15 protein-coding genes are annotated in these 17,390 nt (G+C 55.5%); 12 read left to right on the forward strand and 3 right to left on the reverse strand.

Translation table 11 applies throughout. The features are described from left to right. Positions 1 to 1,236 (reverse strand): FAD-dependent oxidoreductase, encoded by a 1,236-nt coding sequence (locus tag KOI40_RS04140; RefSeq protein WP_216096203.1) that lies wholly within the window; start codon positions 1,234 to 1,236, stop codon positions 1 to 3. A gap of 148 nt (positions 1,237 to 1,384) precedes the next feature. Here KOI40_RS04140 and waaA point away from each other — a divergent pair, with 148 nt between their 5' ends. Continuing rightward, the gene (waaA, locus tag KOI40_RS04145) at positions 1,385 to 2,659 is read left to right on the forward strand and encodes a lipid IV(A) 3-deoxy-D-manno-octulosonic acid transferase (protein WP_216096204.1); all 1,275 of its coding nucleotides are present in this window, start codon (positions 1,385 to 1,387) and stop codon (positions 2,657 to 2,659) included. Positions 2,660 to 2,723: 64 nt separating this feature from the next. On the opposite strand, the gene KOI40_RS04150 is transcribed toward waaA, so the two are convergent. Further along, positions 2,724 to 4,142: a TolC family outer membrane protein gene (locus KOI40_RS04150; RefSeq protein ID WP_216096205.1), complete on the reverse strand. Its 1,419-nt coding sequence runs from the start codon at positions 4,140 to 4,142 to the stop codon at positions 2,724 to 2,726. Between the two features lie 266 nt (positions 4,143 to 4,408). Here KOI40_RS04150 and KOI40_RS04155 point away from each other — a divergent pair, with 266 nt between their 5' ends. After that, complete coding sequence (locus KOI40_RS04155) at positions 4,409 to 5,053, forward strand: hypothetical protein (protein WP_216096206.1); 645 nt, start codon at positions 4,409 to 4,411, stop codon at positions 5,051 to 5,053. A 6-nt stretch (positions 5,054 to 5,059) separates the two neighbouring features. On the opposite strand, the gene KOI40_RS04160 is transcribed toward KOI40_RS04155, so the two are convergent. Next, positions 5,060 to 6,001 carry a LysR family transcriptional regulator gene (locus KOI40_RS04160; protein ID WP_216096207.1) on the reverse strand — a complete coding sequence of 314 codons (942 nt, stop codon included), beginning with the start codon at positions 5,999 to 6,001 and terminating at the stop codon, positions 5,060 to 5,062. Between the two features lie 238 nt (positions 6,002 to 6,239). Here KOI40_RS04160 and KOI40_RS04165 point away from each other — a divergent pair, with 238 nt between their 5' ends. The 10 genes from KOI40_RS04165 (at position 6,240) to KOI40_RS04210 (ending at position 17,385) form a co-directional block, all read left to right on the forward strand. Next, positions 6,240 to 7,841 carry an arylsulfatase gene (locus KOI40_RS04165; RefSeq protein ID WP_216096208.1) on the forward strand — a complete coding sequence of 534 codons (1,602 nt, stop codon included), beginning with the start codon at positions 6,240 to 6,242 and terminating at the stop codon, positions 7,839 to 7,841. Positions 7,842 to 8,078: 237 nt separating this feature from the next. After that, positions 8,079 to 10,481, forward strand: a complete 2,403-nt coding sequence (locus KOI40_RS04170; protein ID WP_216096209.1) for a tetratricopeptide repeat protein — start codon at positions 8,079 to 8,081, stop codon at positions 10,479 to 10,481. A gap of 92 nt (positions 10,482 to 10,573) precedes the next feature. Continuing rightward, positions 10,574 to 11,203, forward strand: a complete 630-nt coding sequence (locus tag KOI40_RS04175) for an NUDIX domain-containing protein (RefSeq protein WP_216096210.1) — start codon at positions 10,574 to 10,576, stop codon at positions 11,201 to 11,203. An 87-nt stretch (positions 11,204 to 11,290) separates the two neighbouring features. Further along, the gene (locus KOI40_RS04180; protein ID WP_216096211.1) at positions 11,291 to 11,761 is read left to right on the forward strand and encodes a DUF1249 domain-containing protein; all 471 of its coding nucleotides are present in this window, start codon (positions 11,291 to 11,293) and stop codon (positions 11,759 to 11,761) included. A gap of 290 nt (positions 11,762 to 12,051) precedes the next feature. Continuing rightward, positions 12,052 to 12,870, forward strand: coding sequence for a 3',5'-cyclic-AMP phosphodiesterase (cpdA, locus tag KOI40_RS04185; RefSeq protein ID WP_255568220.1), 819 nt, complete (start codon positions 12,052 to 12,054; stop codon positions 12,868 to 12,870). A gap of 76 nt (positions 12,871 to 12,946) precedes the next feature. Beyond that, positions 12,947 to 13,528, forward strand: coding sequence for a YqiA/YcfP family alpha/beta fold hydrolase (locus KOI40_RS04190; protein WP_216096213.1), 582 nt, complete (start codon positions 12,947 to 12,949; stop codon positions 13,526 to 13,528). Positions 13,529 to 13,726: 198 nt separating this feature from the next. Then, the gene (parE, locus tag KOI40_RS04195; protein ID WP_216096214.1) at positions 13,727 to 15,646 is read left to right on the forward strand and encodes a DNA topoisomerase IV subunit B; all 1,920 of its coding nucleotides are present in this window, start codon (positions 13,727 to 13,729) and stop codon (positions 15,644 to 15,646) included. Between the two features lie 162 nt (positions 15,647 to 15,808). Then, complete coding sequence (locus KOI40_RS04200; RefSeq protein WP_216096215.1) at positions 15,809 to 16,348, forward strand: hypothetical protein; 540 nt, start codon at positions 15,809 to 15,811, stop codon at positions 16,346 to 16,348. A gap of 28 nt (positions 16,349 to 16,376) precedes the next feature. Beyond that, positions 16,377 to 16,787: a hypothetical protein gene (locus KOI40_RS04205; protein ID WP_216096216.1), complete on the forward strand. Its 411-nt coding sequence runs from the start codon at positions 16,377 to 16,379 to the stop codon at positions 16,785 to 16,787. Between the two features lie 94 nt (positions 16,788 to 16,881). Further along, positions 16,882 to 17,385, forward strand: a complete 504-nt coding sequence (locus tag KOI40_RS04210; protein ID WP_216096217.1) for a hypothetical protein — start codon at positions 16,882 to 16,884, stop codon at positions 17,383 to 17,385. Positions 17,386 to 17,390: the final 5 nt, after the last annotated feature.

Genomic DNA, 17,390 nt, shown 5'->3' on the forward strand with positions numbered 1-17,390 from the left:
TTACAGGCCAGTGGCTGGAAAAGGACGGAAGTCTGCCAGATCCCAGGGGGACTTGGCCACCGTCGCTTGAGGCAGTAAATCAAGCGGGCTCAGGTCAGTCTTGGCATCACTGGGCTGTATGCCTCGCTGTTGTAACTGTTCGAGAGCCTCGGTGGCAAGATTGGGAGCCAGCGTTAACTTGGTTGGCCAGGCGACAGACAGATTGGTGCAGTGTTCTGCCTGTCCGATAAAGGCTTTGTCGGGACGGATCATATTCTGCTGTTTCGGTTCGGCCCGATTCACAGGCAGGGTCGCCCACTGAGCATCCGACAAATCCAGCCAGGGCATCAGATTGCTCAGTTCCCGGTGTGCCTGCCGGATCAGCGTATCCGGGTCTTGATCAACACCTTTCTCGGCGAGGCTGCCGCCCAGATACCAGACCCAGCTGCCGTCACTGCACGGGTGGCTGGAGATGGTCAGGCGGGGGGTCTTGTCTGTACCCAGGCAGTGCCCATAAAAACCGTAGGGCTGGTTCAGTTTGACCATCACTTGTTGCAAAGGGCGGATCTGCATCTCGGGAGAGCTTTCGCCCAATTGTTGCAGCAGCTCAGCGTTGCCCTGTCCGGCGGTAAAGATAAATTGCCGGGCACGAATATTCACCTCGCCTTGATCGGTCTTCACGGTCAACTGACACGTATTCTGGTCGTCTTTCGTCCAGTGTGCCTGTTGCTTGGGAAGTTGATAGACGCGACCCTCGACGTTGCTGGCCAGAGTTTGCAGAACACTGGGAACGTCCAGCACGATATCCACCAGCTTGTAGAGCTGCCCTTTAAAATCACGGTGCTGAAAAATCGGTGGGCGATCCTGTGCTTTGACTTTGTCGACCCGACCCCGGGTCGCCTTGCTGGCAAAGAAGGTGGTGAGCTTGGAGGTGACGCTGGCGCTGGACCACATGTAAAAGTGATCGCTGAGGACATTGGCGCCGCGTAAATCGACATCGCCACACCCGGCCAGGCAGTCCTGCCAGTGTGCCGGCATATCGGCGATGGCCTCGGATGCCCCGGTGAGCGTGCCGCTGAGGGTATACTTGATGCCACCATGAATCATGCCCTGCGAGGCGACGGACTGATCACCACCGAGTGCATGGGCTTCAAACAGTGCGCACTGGTAGCCGGCATTCTGCAAGCGGTTGATGAGCCAGAGCCCTGCAATACCACCGCCGATAATGGCGATGTCGAGTTGAATGTGCTGCGACATGAGATCCACAAGTCAGGAATTTCCCCAATTATACGGGTTTTCAGTGTAAAAAACCTGATCTGGTCGGTTCGTTTGTATCCCATTGCTTGGCTTGTGAAGGTGGTCTGGGTATGCTGCCCATTCTTTTTTGCAGGACGCGATCTTGGCTATGATGCGCTGGTTATACAGTCTGTTTTTTTACCTTTGTTTGCCGCTGGTGATCGTGCGTTTGTTGTGGCGCGCACGCTCCGCACCGGCTTACGCCAAAAGATGGAGTGAACGATTTGGTTTTTTTGCCCCGCGCAGCAGTGAGCGTCCGGCCATCTGGGTGCACGCGGTCTCCGTGGGTGAAACCCTGGCAGCCTTGCCTCTGATCAAGGCTCTGCAGAACCGTTTCCCTGAGCACGATTTGATTGTGACCACCACAACGCCCACCGGCTCGGATCGGGTCCGCGCCTCCCTGGGGGATTCTGTATTTCATGTGTATGCGCCCTACGATCTGCCGGACTGCCTGGGGCGCTTCCTGAATCGTACCCACCCCAGCCTGGCGATCATTATGGAAACCGAGCTGTGGCCGAACACCATTGCTGCGTGCCATCGACGTGATATTCCTCTGGTGGTGGCCAATGCCCGGTTGTCCGAAAAATCGGCGCGGGGCTACGCGCGTTTTTCGGCGCTGGCCGAACCCATGCTCAAGCAGATTTCCACCGTGGCTGCACAGCATCGCGACGATGGCGAGCGTTTTGTCCGTCTGGGATTGCCGCGAGCGGCGCTGGCCATTACCGGCAACATCAAATTCGACCTGACCCTTGATGACACCGTCATTCGGCAGGCGCAGGTTATCCGCAAGCGCTGGCTGGGCAATGGACGACGCCCGGTATTGCTGGCGGCGAGTACTCATCAGGGGGAGGATACGCTGTTATTGCAGGCCTATGAAAAACTGCTGCCCGGTTATCCGGATTTGCTGTTAGTGCTGGTGCCCCGTCACCCGGAGCGATTTGATCGGGTTGTGAGTGAAGCCGAAGAGCAGTATCGCGTTCAGCGGCACAGTGAGGGCGGCAGCGTCATGGCCGACACACAAGTATTGGTGGGCGACACCATGGGTGAAATGCTGCCCATGCTGGGTGCTTCCGATGTCGTATTCATGGGGGGGACCTGGGTGCCCAATGGCGGCCACAATCTGATTGAGCCTGCGGCCTGGGCCAAACCGATTTTTTGTGGACCCTCGCTGTTCAACTTCGCGGAAGTTTCGCGCCTGCTGAAGGAGTCTTCGGGTTTGAAGGTGGTAGAGACGCCAACGGATCTGGCGGTGGCGGTGGATCAGCTGCTGGCGTCCGAGCTGCGTTCCGACACGATGGGGGAAGCCGCCAGACAGGTGGCGGAAGCCAATCGTGGCGCCTTGCAGCGATTGCTGGATGTGATCGATCAACAACTGAAAGCCTGAACAAAAAAGCCCGCCGTGATGTCTCATGGCGGGCTTTTTTGTGTCTGATCAGACTGTCCGGTATTTACTTCACCGTTTCTGTTTCGTACGTGCTGCGATCAACCTGATTCTCGGCATCCAGCCAGCGGTTGAGCTGCTGTACGTCTTCCGGAGTCAGGTTGCCTGCTACCTGTTTCAGTTGCAGCATGTTGATGATGTAGCCGTAACGGGCATCGTCGTAGTTGCGCTGAGCCGAGTAGACATTTTGCTGGGCAATCAGCACGTCTACCAGGTTGCGGGTACCCACTTCATAACCCGCCTGGGTGGCTTCAAGAGCACTTTTGCTGGAGGTGATCGCCTGTTTGCGGGCGTTTACCTGAGCCACATTGGCGACCACAGACAAGTGCAGTGAACGGGTGGCCTGAATCGTGTCGCGCTGGGTCTTGTTGTAGAGTTCCTTTGCCTGCATGGACTGACTGTAAGCCTGACGGCGTTCGCCGGAGACACGCATTCCGCTGAAAATAGGCACGTTCAATTGCACCGCAATGGTGGAGTGGTCGTCGATGCGGGAGTCGTTAGCGGTTGGACCCGACCCTGAACCAAAAAACAGATCCGTGTTGGTGTCATTACGATTGCTGTATGAATAGCTGGCTGTGACTGTCGGCAAGTGGCCCGAAGCGCGAGCGCGAGCGTTTTCTTCAGAGGCCTTGGCGTTGAGCTCAGCGACCTTGAGCGAGTAGTTGTTTTCCAGGGCGAAATCCACCCATTCGCTGCGCGTCAGGGGCTCAGGACGGATTACCGGAAAGTTCTCTACCAGTGGCGCAACGGTGTTTTCCGGGCGGCCGGTCAAGACTTCCAGAGCTTCAAACGCGATACCGAGATTACCCTGTGCCTCGAGCTTGGTCGCTGTGGCGTTGTCATAGGCGGCCTGGGCTTCGTGCACGTCGGTGATGGCCGTCAGACCCACATCAAAACGCTGTTTGGTCTGCTCGAGCTGATGGCTGAGGGCTTTTTCTTCGGCCTGTGCGGTGGTCATGTTGTCAATGGCACGCAGCACATTGAAATAGGCTTCGGAGGTTCTCACGATCAACGCTTGCTGGTCGGCACTGAATTGCGCTTCGGCCTGTTCGCTCAATGCAATGCCCTGTTGATAACCAAACCACGCCGCCATATTAAACAGCGGCTGTGTCAGTGACACGGAATAGCTTTCGCTCTCAGATTCGGCATCGTATTCGTTGGGAGCACCTTGAGAAAAAACACTGGAGCCAATGTTGGTTTGCTCCGATTCTGCGTAGGACGCTTCGGCATTAATCTGTGGCAGTAACGCGGCGCGTCCGATGGTCAGGGCTTCTTTGCCTGCTTCATAAGCGGCGGTATCGGCTTTCAGCTGATGATCGTTTTCGAGTGCACGTAGATAGATATCTTGCAAGGTATCGGCATGCAGGTTTAAGGCGCACAGACTCATAACGCCTGCCAGGCCAAGGGTTAAGCGACGCTTAAACATAGATATTCCCGTATCTGATGGTGAGAAGGCCGTTTCTGGCCTCATTGCGATGAACTGACCCGCGAGTTTAGCGCTTTGTGCCAGAAGCGTCGAGCTGTAGCCGGTTGCGCTGCCGTAAATTAGTGTTAAAGGCAAAATTGGCCAGCTTAATTATTGATGCATTAACACCGGGCGGGAAAATCATCTGCTAAGCTCATGTTGTTGTTCATATTTTTGGCTTTTGTATGCGCCATTCCGTCTCCCCATTGACTGACTGAGCTGTTTTTATGCACACACTTTTTACCCGAGGTTTGCCTTGTCCCCGCGTGTTTATGAGTCTGATGCTGTCGGTGTTGTTACCCGCATTGTTGCTTGCAGGCTGTTCCAATTCCCCCAACTCTTCGGCCAGGAAGGACCCTCTGAAACAGAAAGTCTCGGTAACCGTTTCAAGCCCCGACATGCCCGTCACCGCATCCACACCGCTGAGCTGGCACACAGAAGTGGCCGGCGTGATTGCCCCCAGTGGCAAGGGAGCCAACCCGGCGGGAATTTCTGTGCTGCCGGACAATGGCTCGGTACCGGCCTGGATCCAGCAGGAAATCCAGAAGCAGCTGGAGGCCAAAGGGTTTCTGTTTACACAGGGGCCTACCCGATATCAGCTCGTCGGAGCGATGGTGCTGGGAGAGGGGGAGGCCAGTGCCAGGGCTCAGGCCCTGTTCCGGTTGTTTCCCAGTCTTGAAGGGACATCGGATGCCAAACATCCCAAGGGCACCATGTTGCTGGGTATTTGGGATTCACAAGAGCGAAAAGGTGTCTGGCGCAGTGCCTTGCAAACCTTTGCCGAACCGCAAGCGCCTGATGCCCTCAAGCGAGAGCGTCTGAGTGGCCTGGTGGCCGAGATGTTGGCCAAACTCGAACCCGCCCGTTCCTGATTCGAGCTAGGATTGCAGGCTTTGGCGGCTCAGCTCGAGTAGCAACTCCCGCAGCCAGCGATGGGCCGGACTGTTATCCGTGCGCTGGTGTTGCAACAGCATAAAGGGCAGTTTGGGAAAGCGCAGGGGCTCCGGGAACGGCATCGAGATCAGTTTTTGCTGATAGCTGCCGGTGGTCGTCAGATGGCGAGGCCCCACCATCAGGCAGTCCGTGTTCAGCAGTGTCTCCAGCGCCGCGGTCAATTGGGTGGTGTCAAAAGCAATATGGCGACTCAGTTGCTGTTCTTTCAGTACCTGGTCAATGATCCCTGTATTGTCGTCGGTCATGCCGGGAAATGACACCCGAATGTGTGGGTAAGACAGATATTCTTCCAGACTGAGGCTCGATTGCTGGCTGAGCGGGTGCCCTATTCGCATCAGGCAGCTGGCATCGCCACTGCCCAGCGGGGTGCTGAGAAAATCTTCAGGAACCGGCTGTTCACGCTGAATCACAAAGTCCAGCTTGCCGGTGGCCAGTTGCTCCAGATAGTCCTGTGGCATGTCGCAGCTGGCCAGCTGGACATTGGGAGCCTGCTCGCAGATGGCCCGAACGATCAGCGGCAGATTCATTTCCGATACCCACTGGGGCAGACCGAGACTGAATCGCCCGCTCCAGGCTCCAGGGTCGAACTTTCCTCCGTCAACCAAATCCTGCAGTTCCCCCAGCAGTGACGGCAGGCGCAGCGCCAGCTCATTGGTTTTGGGGGTGGGGATCAGTCCGTAAGCCGTGCGGGTGAACAGCGGGTCGTTGAAGACGTCTTTCAGGCGCACCAGTGTTTTGCTCATGGCCGGTTGCGAGATACAGAGCCGATCTGCCGCGCGGGTCACATTGCACTCTTCAATCAGTACCTGAAAGGAATAGAGCAGTTTGAAATCTATACGACTCAGAGAAGAGGGAGGTTTCACCATAAGATAATCATCGGGATATATGCTTTTGGTTATTAACTTTATACTAAAAATGTCATTGGAGATATAACTTGTGGCTGGGGTAGCATGGCCCACTCGCACCTGCCTCAGGGAATCCCAGCTGTCCTTGTTGTGACAGACATTGACTGGAGTCGTTGTCACTGGATCTGGAGGCCTTGGGAGCAACTGCACTTCTTCAACAGAAGTGACCTTACCCCTAATAATCACAGAGGTTGATTCGATGACTCGATACTCTAGGGCGTTTCCGCCACTGAAATCATGCCTGTCAAAACTACTTTTATCCAAACTGGTGCGGCCGGTGCTGGCGGCGACCACATTACTGACGCTGGGTGCTGGCTCGACGGCTGCTCTGGCAGTGGAAAAGCCCAACATACTGGTCATCTTTGGCGATGATATCGGGCAAACCAACATCAGCGCCTACAGTCATGGACTGATGGGGTACAAAACCCCCAACATCGACAGCCTGGCCCGTGAGGGCATGATGTTCACCGACTATTACGGGGAGCAGAGCTGTACCGCCGGCCGTTCGGCCTTTATTACCGGCCAGATTCCGGTGAGAACCGGATTGACCAAGGTGGGCACCCCCGGTGCGGATACCGGCATTCAGAAAGAAGACCCGACGCTGGCCGAAATGCTCAAACCGTTGGGCTATGCCACCGGACAGTTCGGCAAGAACCACCTGGGTGACCGCAATGAGTTTCTGCCCACCAATCACGGTTTTGATGAGTTTCTGGGTAACCTTTACCACCTGAATGCCGAAGAAGCTCCTGAAAGTCCGGACTACCCTCAGGATCCGTGGTTCCAGAAAATGGCCAATCCGCGCGGTGTGATTCACAGCTACGCCGATGGCCGGATCGAGGATTCGGGCCCGCTGAACAAGAAGCGGATGGAAACCGTCGATGAAGAATTTGCCTCCAGTGCGAAAGATTTTATTGATCGCGCGCACAAGGCCAAGAAGCCGTTCTTCGTTTGGCTCAACACCACCGGCATGCACTTCTGGACCCATCCGGCGAAGAAACATCTGGGCAAATCCGGGCAGGGCTTTTACAACGACGTGATGGTGGCGCACGATCAGCTGGTGGGCGAGATGCTGCAGCAGCTGAAGGATCTGGGCATCGAGGACAACACCATTGTGCTCTACACCACCGACAACGGCCCGCATTACAACACCTGGCCGGATGCGGCCATCTCGCCATTCCGCAGTGAAAAGAACACCAACTGGGAAGGGGGCTTCCGGGTGCCTGCGCTGGTGCGCTGGCCGGGTAAAATTGCGCCGGGGCAGGTCTCCAACGAGATTATGTCGCACCTGGACTGGTTGCCGACGTTGATGGCCGCGGTAGGTGACGACAAGGTGGTGGAGGATCTTAAAAAGGGCCGCACGTTTGGCAGCAAGAAATTCAACGTGCATCTGGATGGCCACAACTTTCTGCCATACCTGACCGGCAAGGCAAAAGCCGGTCCGCGGGAAGACTTTTTCTACTTCAGTGATGACGGCCAATTTCTCGGCATCCGTACCGGCGACTGGAAAGTGGTTTACGCCGAGCAGCGTGCACACCGCTTTGACGTCTGGCGCGAACCGTTCGTTAAATTGCGTATCCCCAAAATCTTCAATCTGCGCCGCGATCCCTACGAGCGAGCCGATACTGACGCCAATAACTACAACACCTGGTGGGAAAGCAACGCAGGAAGAATCATGTATGGATCGGCCAGAGCCCTGCGTTTTGCCCAGACTTTCCGCAAATTCCCTGCTCGTCAGGCGCCCAACAGTTTCACCGTCGATGGTGTGATTGAGGACATGACAAGATTCAAAACCGGGCAATAGTTTCCTCAGAAACAGCATCTCACTTCTTCTGTCTTGTAGCGTCGTCCAGTAATGGACGGCGTTTTTTTATGGGCGTGTGGTGCGAAAGAGCCGTCAATTGGATGGGGCGATACTGGCGCTTGTACGCTTTTACAGGAATACTTACAGCCACATAAAAAACTGACTACACTCACAGTTCTGTTTCACACACCAACGCTGGCGCATGTCCAACACCGGCGATAACACCGCAGGAAGCCCGTGAATTATCTGTCCAATAGGTTGTTCCCCCGTTTTTTATTTTCCAACGCCCCTCTGACTTGCGCTGTATTCAGTTTCGTTTTGCTGATCGTCAATGGTCTGCCGGGGTCAGTGATGGCCGCCGAGGACGCCATGTCCGGTGCGGTTGCTGATCCACGCCTTCAGGCCAAATTTGTTGGCCGCCAAGTGTGCAGTGACTGTCATCAGCAAGAAGATCAGTTGTGGCAGGGCTCTCATCACGACTGGGCCATGAAGCCCGCCAACGACCAGTCGGTACTGGGTGACTTCAACAACGTGGTGTTCGATCACTACGGGGAGAAAACCCGTTTCTTTAAGAAAGACAACAAGTACTGGGTGACTACCGACAATGCCAGGGGCGAGCAGGAAACCTTCGAGGTACTGTATACCTTTGGCTTTTATCCACTGCAGCAGTACCTGTTGTCGATTGGCGACGGGCACCTGCAGGCTTTGGGGGTGTCCTGGGACAGCCGATCCCAAAAAGAGGGTGGCCAGCGCTGGTTTCATCTCTATCCGGATGAAGCGATTCCCTTTGACGATGTGCTTCACTGGACCGGCCCCTATCAGAACTGGAACAACCGCTGTGCCGATTGTCACTCCACCAATTTGCAGCGCAACTACAATCCCGAAACCGGGGCGTATGACACCCGCTGGTCCGAGATCAATGTCAGTTGTGAAGCCTGCCACGGGCCAGGCAGCAAACACGTGCAGCTGATGCAGGCCGGTGATAAGACCCAGGGCCAGGCTGTCACCGCGGAAAACCATCAGGCGGGCGGTACGCATCACGGCTTTGATCGCTCTCTCGACCCGGTGGGCCAGTGGTTGCACAGCAAAGATTCGTCCACCGCTCACAATGCGCTGGCGGCCAAAACAGACAGTGAGCAGTTGAGTGTCTGCGGCACCTGTCATTCCCGTCGCTCAATGCTGGATGATCAGAACCTGGCGGGGGCTTTTCATCAGAAAGACCGCTTGCAACTGGTGGAGCAGCCGCTGTATTACGGCGATGGTCAGATCCGTGACGAGGTCTACGTATTGGGATCATTTTTGCAGAGCAAGATGCATCAGCAGGGGGTGGTGTGCAGCAATTGCCACGAGCCGCACAGCCTGAAACTGCGAGCGGAGGGCAATGGCGTCTGTGCTCAATGCCACCGCCCGGATGTTTTTGATCAGCCGGAGCACCACCACCACCCGGTCAATTCCCCCGGTGCCCAATGCGTGAGCTGCCACATGCCGGAAACCACCTATATGGTGGTTGATCCCCGTCGCGATCACAGTCTGCGCATCCCCCGTCCTGATCTGAGTGCAAAGTACGGCACGCCCAATGCCTGTAACCAGTGCCACACAGACAAGGATCCAGCCTGGGCCAGTCTGGCTGTCGATGAGTGGATGAAAGCCTCGGGGAAAACCCGCAAATGGCATTTCAGTGATGATTTGCTGCCCGCCTTGAATGCCGCGCCCGATGCCGCCCAGCGGCTGATGAAACTGGCCATGGCGCGGAATATTCCGGACATGATTCAGGCCTCGGCGGTGCTGGCGCTGGAAGGTCATCTGTCACCCCAGTCGGTGCTGGTGGCGCAGACCCAGCTCAACAATGATGAGCCCATGGTGCGTTCGGCGGCCATACGGGTGCTGTCGTCATTGCCTCCGGAGCAGCGCTGGCAGGATCTAAAACCGCTGCTCAATGACAGCAGCAAGCAGGTGCGCCTGACCGTGGCAGAGCATACCGCCGATATCGACGACGCTACCCTGTCGCAGTCCGAGCGGGAAAGCCTGAAGGCCCTGCGTCAGGAATATGAGACTTTCTTGTTGCGCGATCAGGATACCGCCGACGGACAAATGGCCCTGGGGGTGTATCGTTTGCGTCGGGGAGACTTGCCGGCTGCCGAGGCCGCCTACCGGCAGGCACTGAGTCTTAACAGCAGTCAGATGGCGGCTTACCTGAATCTGGCCGATTTGTACCGCCAGACCGGTGAAGAGGCCCGCGTGAACACAACCCTGCGTCAGGGGCTGGAAAAGCTGCCACAGGCGGCGCCACTCTACCACTCGCTGGGCCTGTCTCTGGTGCGGCAAAAGGATTACCCATCAGCGCTGAAGGGACTGGCGGCGGCGGCACAGCTGGATCCCGGCAATGCCCGCTACGGTTATGTTTACGGCCTGATTCTGCAACAATTGGGGCAGGACGGTGCGGCGGTGGCCGAATGGCAGCGGGTACTGGGCATGTATCCCATGGATCGCGATGTTCTGATGGCCATGTTTACTGCCGGCCAGCGCAATGGTGACGGGGCAATGATGCTCAAGTACGCCAAACGCCTTGCGGACATGGCACCGGGTGACACCCGCTGGCAGCAGATCGTACAGCAGCTGCAACAGCACTTTGGCCAGTGATTTGCTTGCCTGTGACACGTTGGCCGGAGCATCCGGACTGCGACAGTCGGATAGTGTCAGGACTTGTTGAATTTGAGGTATAAGGGTCGAGGATGACGAAGGATTTCTTAAAGCCCCCCTTCGGGCTGAATGATGTGGAAATGCTGGAGCGGGAGTCGCTCTACAAAGGGTTTTTCAGGATGGAGCGCCTGCACTACCGCCACAAACGCTACCGCGGTGACTGGAGCGAGACCATCAGTCGGGAAGTGCTCTTTCGCGGCGACGCGGTAGGAGCCGTTCTCTATGATCCGACCCACGACCTGATTGGTCTGGTGGAGCAGATCCGCCCCGGCGCCTTCGCCGATCCCAATGGACCCTGGTGCCTCGAAGTGGTGGCGGGTATGGTCGAGCCGGGTGAAACCACTGAAGCCGTGGTCTGGCGTGAAATGCAGGAAGAGGCCGACATTACGCCGTCTCACGTTGAATACATCTGCCAGTACATGGCATCCCCCGGTGGTTGTGACGAGCGTCTGCACGTTTACTGTGCGCTGGCGAACCTGCAAGGTCTGGATGGCGGTATCAGCGGGCTGGACGAAGAGGGCGAGGATATCCGCCTGCTGATCATCCCGGCAGACGAAGTGTTTGCGAATCTCTACGGCGGCCGTTTTAACAATGCCGCGACCATGATTTCGTTGCAGTGGTTGCAAATGAATCGCCAGCGATTGCAGCAACAGCACAGGTAAGCCGGCAGCGAATGGGGTAGACTGTGGACTGATGACAGTGACCCGAAGGACGACGTTGTAACGGGCCTGTTATCAGAACATCCGGTTATGCAGGCAAACGAGGTATTCATGGTGAATAAAGGGCCCGGTCGCTACAAGGTGGATCTGGCCGGTCAAATGGCGTGCTGCGAGGCGAATTACGCACGTCTGTTGAAACTCATGCCCACGTTCGATCAGCACGATCAGTGGCACTACGATGTCCAGGCGGGGGAGACCTCCTGGAATATCTGCCTGCGCGTCACGGAAAGAGCCCGTTATACCACCATGCTGGAAGTCACACAGCGCAACGGCTTGCAGCATTGGGGCAGTTCCCCCCGACTGCAGGTGCGACTCTACCACGATGCCCGCATGGCCGAAGTGGTGGCCTGGCAGGAGCACCGCCGGGTACGTCCCAAATACGATTACCCCAATCAGAAAATGTACCAGCGCGACGAGAAAGCCCAATTCAACCGTTTTCTCGAAGACTGGCTCAGCCACAGTCTTGCCCACGGAAAAAGCTGTCAAGTTGTACCACTTTGAGGTGGTTTTGTGACAGGGTTCAGGCAAATCATCCCCTCAATGAGCATTCATCGCCAATCAGACTGATATAATTTGACCTACCTGTATTAAAAACAGTTAGTTAAACGTGGTTGTATGCCAGCCGGTGGACACTATGAGCAGGAGCTGCTCGCAGATACCGGCAGCAAAGGTGTTTACGGAAGCTGTCTGTTACAGCCGCCGCAGTAAGAGAGCGAGTACATGGAGTGCTTTTTGTGGCGCGTACTGGCACACTATTGACCTTGCAGTTCAAGGATGAATGAGACGAGAAAATGGACTTGAGAATTGTGTATAGTACTAAGACGTTGTCGCCCATGCGGTTAATTCAAATCACCGATTGTCACCTAGGCTCCCATCCGGGAGAGTCCCTGTTGGGGCTGGATACTGACGAAAGCTTCGCAGATGTCCTGCACCGCCTGTCCCGCGACGAAAAGCACGCTGATTTTGTCGTGGCCTCCGGCGATGTCGCCAGTGAGGGCAGTGTCGAGGCTTACGAGCGCTTTCTCGGTGCCCTCAAAGCCCAGTATGATCTCCCGGTGGCCTGGCTGTCGGGCAACCACGACCTCGACGAACTGATGCAACAGTTTCCCAAAGAGCAGGTGCAGCGGGAACACATCGAATTCGAGCACTGGCAGCTGATCCTGCTGAACTCCAGTATCCCCCACGAAGAGCGCGGCGAGCTGGCCGAAACCGAGCTCGAGCGTCTGCGTCACTGTCTGGAAACCTGCGACAAGCACGCCCTGGTTTTTGTGCATCACCAGCCGGTACCGGTCGGTTGCGACTGGCTCGATCAGTACGTGATCAGCAATTCTGCGCAATTGCTCGAGATCCTCAACGAATACCCTCAGGTGAAGGGGCTGGTTTGGGGGCATGTGCATCAGGAGTTTCAGGCCCGCCATCGGCATTTCAACCTGTACTCAACACCCTCGACCTGCATTCAGTTCAAGCCCAACAGCGACGATTTCGCGTTGGATGACACCATGCCCGGTTACCGCTGGTTCAATCTTCATCAGGACGGACGCCTCGAAACAGGTGTTGAACGTGTCGAAGAAAAAGCCTACGGTATCGATTTTGCCTCTGCGGGTTACTGATCGGCCAAATACTGATTGGTTTCAAGATGCGGTTTTGCTCCGGAGGCAGTGACTCACCTTCAACAAAGCTTATTCCATGTCGACGCTGGTTTATATTCACGGTTTTCTCAGTTCCCCTCAGTCGCTCAAGGCTCAGGTCACCCGGCAGTGGCTGCTTGATCACCGCCCTGAAATCGATTATCACTGCCCCTTTTTAAGTCCCTATCCTCTCGAAACCGAGCGCCAGCTCAGGGAGATGATGACGCAATTGGGGGATCAGACCGTGGGGTTCGTCGGCAGCTCGCTGGGGGGCTTCTGGTCCACCTGGCTGGTGGAACACTACGACGCCAAAGCGGTGCTGATTAACCCCTCGGTGCGCCCGTTTGAACTGGTGGATCGCGTGCGGGGCATGCCCCAGAAAAGTTACTACACCGACGATACCTACCTGATGCTGCCAGAGCATGGCGAGCAGTTCCGGCAGGCCTATTGCGAACAGCTGAAGGACCTCAGCCGCTACTACCTGCTGGCACAGACGGGTGACGAGACGCTGGATTACCGCCAGGCCGAAGCGCGCTATTGGGGCTGCCGCCAGCACATCGAAGAAGGTGGGGATCACGGCTTTCAGAATTACGAGGCGCACCTGCCCGACATCGTCGACTTCCTCTTCGGCTCCCCCTGATCAGCCCTCGAGATGTGATACCAGTTTAATATGTGGTACAACATGAGCCTGCATAGCCGCTGGCGACCGGGTTGGCTGAATCCCTGTCGAAGTGCACAAAAAAGCAACAGATCAGCGCGCTGACCGTCGATATTTGAATTAACCCCAGCTTTAAGGCCGCAACCGGTCTTGGAGCCATTGAGATTGCAAGACCACTGTATGGCGAACTATTCCTCAGAAGATATTGAAGTCCTCACGGGCCTCGACCCGGTTAAAAAGCGTCCGGGCATGTACACCGAGACCACGCGTCCCAACCACCTCGCGCAGGAGGTCATCGATAACAGTGTCGATGAGGCGCTGGCCGGACACGCCAAAAACATCGAAGTCATCCTCCACAAAGACCAGTCCATCACCTGTTCCGACGATGGCCGCGGCATGCCGGTGGATATTCACCCCGAGCAGGGCAAGCCCGGGGTCGAGGTAATTCTCTCGACGCTGCACGCCGGTGGCAAGTTCTCCAACGACAACTACCAGTTCTCCGGTGGTTTGCACGGTGTGGGTGTCTCGGTGGTGAACGCCCTGTCCCAGGCGCTGGAAATTACCATCAAGCGCGACGGGCAGGTACACCGCATGGCGTTTAAAGATGGTGACAAGGCCACCGAACTGGCGGTGATTGATACCTGTGGCAAGCGCAACACCGGTACCAGTGTGCGTTTTCTGCCGAACCCCAAATATTTTGATTCGCCGAAGTTTTCCGTGTCGCGCCTGCGTCATAACCTGCGAGCCAAGGCGGTACTCTGTCCCGGCTTGCGGGTCATTTTCAAAGATGAACAGAGCGGCGAGTCCGACGAGTGGTATTACGAAGACGGCCTGAAAGATTACCTGAGTGCGGCGACCAACGGCTGGGAAAACCTGCCCGCTGAACCGTTCATCGGCAGCTTTGCCGGTCAGACCGAAGCCGCCGACTGGGCGGTGCAGTGGTTGCCCGAAGGTGGTGAGTTGATTCAGGAAAGTTACGTCAACCTGATTCCCACCGCGCAGGGCGGTACCCATGTGAATGGCTTGCGCACCGGCTTGCTCGATGCCCTGCGGGAATACTGCGAATTCCGCAACCTGTTGCCCCGCGGGGTCAAGCTGGCACCGGACGACATCTGGGCCAACTGCTGCTATGTCCTGTCTTCCAAACTGGCAGATCCGCAATTCTCCGGTCAGACCAAAGAGCGTTTGTCCTCCCGCGAAGCCGCCGCGTTTGTGTCCGGGGTGGCCAAGGATGCTTTCAGCTTGTGGCTGAATCAGCACACTGAAGATGGCGACAAGCTGGCAGAGTTTTGTATCAGCAATGCGCAAAAACGTGTGCGCTCCAGCAAAAAAGTCGCCCGTAAAAAAATCACCCAGGGCCCTGCATTGCCCGGCAAGCTGGCGGACTGTTCTACCGGCGAACCCGAGCGCGGCGAACTCTTTCTGGTGGAAGGGGACTCGGCTGGCGGTTCAGCCAAACAGGCGCGCGACCGTGAATTTCAGGCGATCCTGCCGCTGCGGGGGAAAATCCTGAACAGCTGGGAAGTGGACAGCCAGGAAGTGCTGGCCTCTCAGGAGATTCACGACATCTCCGTCGCGCTGGGCATCGATCCCGGCTCCGATGACCTCAGCAACCTGCGCTACCACAAAATCTGTATCCTCGCCGATGCCGACTCCGATGGTCTGCACATTGCCACCCTGATCTGCGCGTTGTTCGTGCGTCACTTCAAGCCCATGGTGGCCGCCGGTCACGTCTACGTGGCCATGCCACCGCTGTATCGTATCGATATCGGCAAAGAGGTCTACTACGCTCTCGACGAAGCCGAGAAAGAAGGTGTTCTCGAACGCATCAAGGCGGAAAAGAAAAAAGGTCAGGTGAACGTGCAGCGCTTTAAAGGTCTGGGTGAAATGAACCCCTTGCAACTGCGCGAGACCACCATGGATCCCGATACCCGTCGTCTGGTGCAACTGCAGATTGAAGCGGGTGACGATACCAACCAAATGCTCGACATGCTGCTGGGTAAAAAGCGCGCCTCTGATCGCAAGAGCTGGCTGGAGTCCAAAGGCAACCTGGCGGATACCGGGTTGGAAGCCGGACTGGTCGAAGAGCCTGTTTTATAAGGCCGTTACTGTTTGTAAGAAACCAGTGCCTGTGAGGTACCGGTACTCATAAAATGACTTCTGAAAAGCTCGCTTTTCAGAGTAACAATAAGGACTGTCGAGGTCTGCTGTCGTGTGATGCGGCACAGGCTTCGGCGATCTCTCAGGAAGAGGGAATTGACTGTGTCTGTGGTTGTTTTCGGTGCTCCGTTGAGGGCACAGAGACGAAATTCATTCACTGTTCTGCAATCCATTGCCGTGATCAGCATCAGCCTGTTTCTCGGGGCTTGCAGTGTCACCAGCACCTATTCACTGGCAGAGTACAATCAGCCGCAAGAGGCACCCATGCCGCCTCTGTCTGTGTTCTCTCTCCAGCCGTCTGAAGACTTTCATCAAGCCTGTCAGAGCTTTCATCAAAAATCCCTGCTAGCCCACTGCCAACTGAATCAGAATGATTTGAGATTGGTAACCCAGAAACTCAGCAACAGCCAGCGGTTTCAATACGTCAACTTTGCCAATAAAGACAGCAGTGATGATCGACGGTTACTGTCAGCCGCAACCTACAATTTGCAAGACGCAGAAGAATTCGGCATGGCAGTGGTTACTGGAGCGACCTTGATGCTGGCACATAACACTAAAGTGCCGGATGAATCCTTATTCACGGCGAAAGTCAGAAACAACTGGCGAGACAAGGGACCATTGCAAAGTCAGGAATCACCTTAAGATAAAATATTGAATCAGGAGAGTTCAAATGGAAGTGACTCGCACCATCAAAGCCGGCGAAAAGGGAAGCCTGCGGTTTTTGAAACAATGGGGACATCAATTGGTCGCGGTACGATATCGCAAAGACCATCGTCAACAACGAGTCCTGACGACCATTGAAATTATTGTGGACGAACGACCGCTACACCAGTCACCCATTAATCAGACATCATTTTTAGCGCATCGGGACAAGCAAGCCGTTGCCGTACATATTGATTATGAAGAACTTGAGCTAAGACAGTTGGTAAAACAACAGGGCGCACGCTGGAGCAGAGCCGGTAAGCTGTGGGTGATGACTTACGGCAAAGCCGTAGAGCTTGGACTGGGTGCAAGAATTATTAAAGACGGTGTGGGTCGATGTACAGATTTAGACACCAGCATTGTGCTGGCAGGGATGTAGATATGGACACTGGTTTTATAAATAGACACTTTGTGGTTATATGTAGACATGTTTACATATATAACTACGACAGATAATACGCTGTTAGGTGCGTATGAGGTTAGTTCTAGCTTTTATTTCTGCAATAGCGCTGCCCACAATGATAATGACGTTGTGGTATTTATACGGCCAGTTTCAAACTTTTGAGGCCGATGATCCTTATATTTGGGTGCGTACGAAAGGGGCTCTCAATTTATTTGCTATTGTAAGTGGCGGCTTTGTCTTGCTGCTTGGTTTACCCACATATTTGTTAATGCGCCTTTTCAAAAAAATTAATTTTAGGTCTACCCTCACCGCGGGGTTCGTTCTAGGTGCAATCCCGATGGCAATAATTACTTGGCCATTACAGTATATCGGCACAAAATCTAGTTCTACGGTAAATGGCGTCCAAACAATGATTGACGGTGTTCCAACTTTAGCTGGTTGGTATGAATATTTTGAAGGCGTTGTCTTCTTTGGCCTATTTGGGTTTGGTGCAGCCTTGGTTTTTTGGTTAGTAGCAGCACCTAACAAGTACAGCCAGCAGGACGGCGCAAAAGACGCGCCGCCACTGCTGTAAGCGTT

Origin of the sequence: Pseudomaricurvus albidus (genome assembly GCF_018863235.1) — a bacterium.
GTDB classification, from domain to species: domain Bacteria; phylum Pseudomonadota; class Gammaproteobacteria; order Pseudomonadales; family Cellvibrionaceae; genus Pseudomaricurvus; species Pseudomaricurvus albidus.

Excerpts from the sequence above, each read along its gene's own strand:
- KOI40_RS04155 (WP_216096206.1), top strand. The coding sequence starts at position 4,409 with ATGCACACACTTTTTACCCGAGGTTTGCCTTGTCCCCGCGTGTTTATG.
- KOI40_RS04180 (WP_216096211.1), top strand. The coding sequence starts at position 11,291 with ATGCAGGCAAACGAGGTATTCATGGTGAATAAAGGGCCCGGTCGCTAC.
- KOI40_RS04160 (WP_216096207.1), bottom strand. The coding sequence starts at position 6,001 with ATGGTGAAACCTCCCTCTTCTCTGAGTCGTATAGATTTCAAACTGCTC.
- KOI40_RS04190 (WP_216096213.1), top strand. The coding sequence starts at position 12,947 with ATGTCGACGCTGGTTTATATTCACGGTTTTCTCAGTTCCCCTCAGTCG.
- KOI40_RS04150 (WP_216096205.1), bottom strand. The coding sequence starts at position 4,142 with ATGTTTAAGCGTCGCTTAACCCTTGGCCTGGCAGGCGTTATGAGTCTG.
- KOI40_RS04140 (WP_216096203.1), bottom strand. The coding sequence starts at position 1,236 with ATGTCGCAGCACATTCAACTCGACATCGCCATTATCGGCGGTGGTATT.
- KOI40_RS04205 (WP_216096216.1), top strand. The coding sequence starts at position 16,377 with ATGGAAGTGACTCGCACCATCAAAGCCGGCGAAAAGGGAAGCCTGCGG.
- KOI40_RS04165 (WP_216096208.1), top strand. The coding sequence starts at position 6,240 with ATGACTCGATACTCTAGGGCGTTTCCGCCACTGAAATCATGCCTGTCA.
- waaA (WP_216096204.1), top strand. The coding sequence starts at position 1,385 with ATGATGCGCTGGTTATACAGTCTGTTTTTTTACCTTTGTTTGCCGCTG.
- KOI40_RS04175 (WP_216096210.1), top strand. The coding sequence starts at position 10,574 with ATGACGAAGGATTTCTTAAAGCCCCCCTTCGGGCTGAATGATGTGGAA.
- parE (WP_216096214.1), top strand. The coding sequence starts at position 13,727 with ATGGCGAACTATTCCTCAGAAGATATTGAAGTCCTCACGGGCCTCGAC.
- cpdA (WP_255568220.1), top strand. The coding sequence starts at position 12,052 with ATGGACTTGAGAATTGTGTATAGTACTAAGACGTTGTCGCCCATGCGG.
- KOI40_RS04210 (WP_216096217.1), top strand. The coding sequence starts at position 16,882 with ATGAGGTTAGTTCTAGCTTTTATTTCTGCAATAGCGCTGCCCACAATG.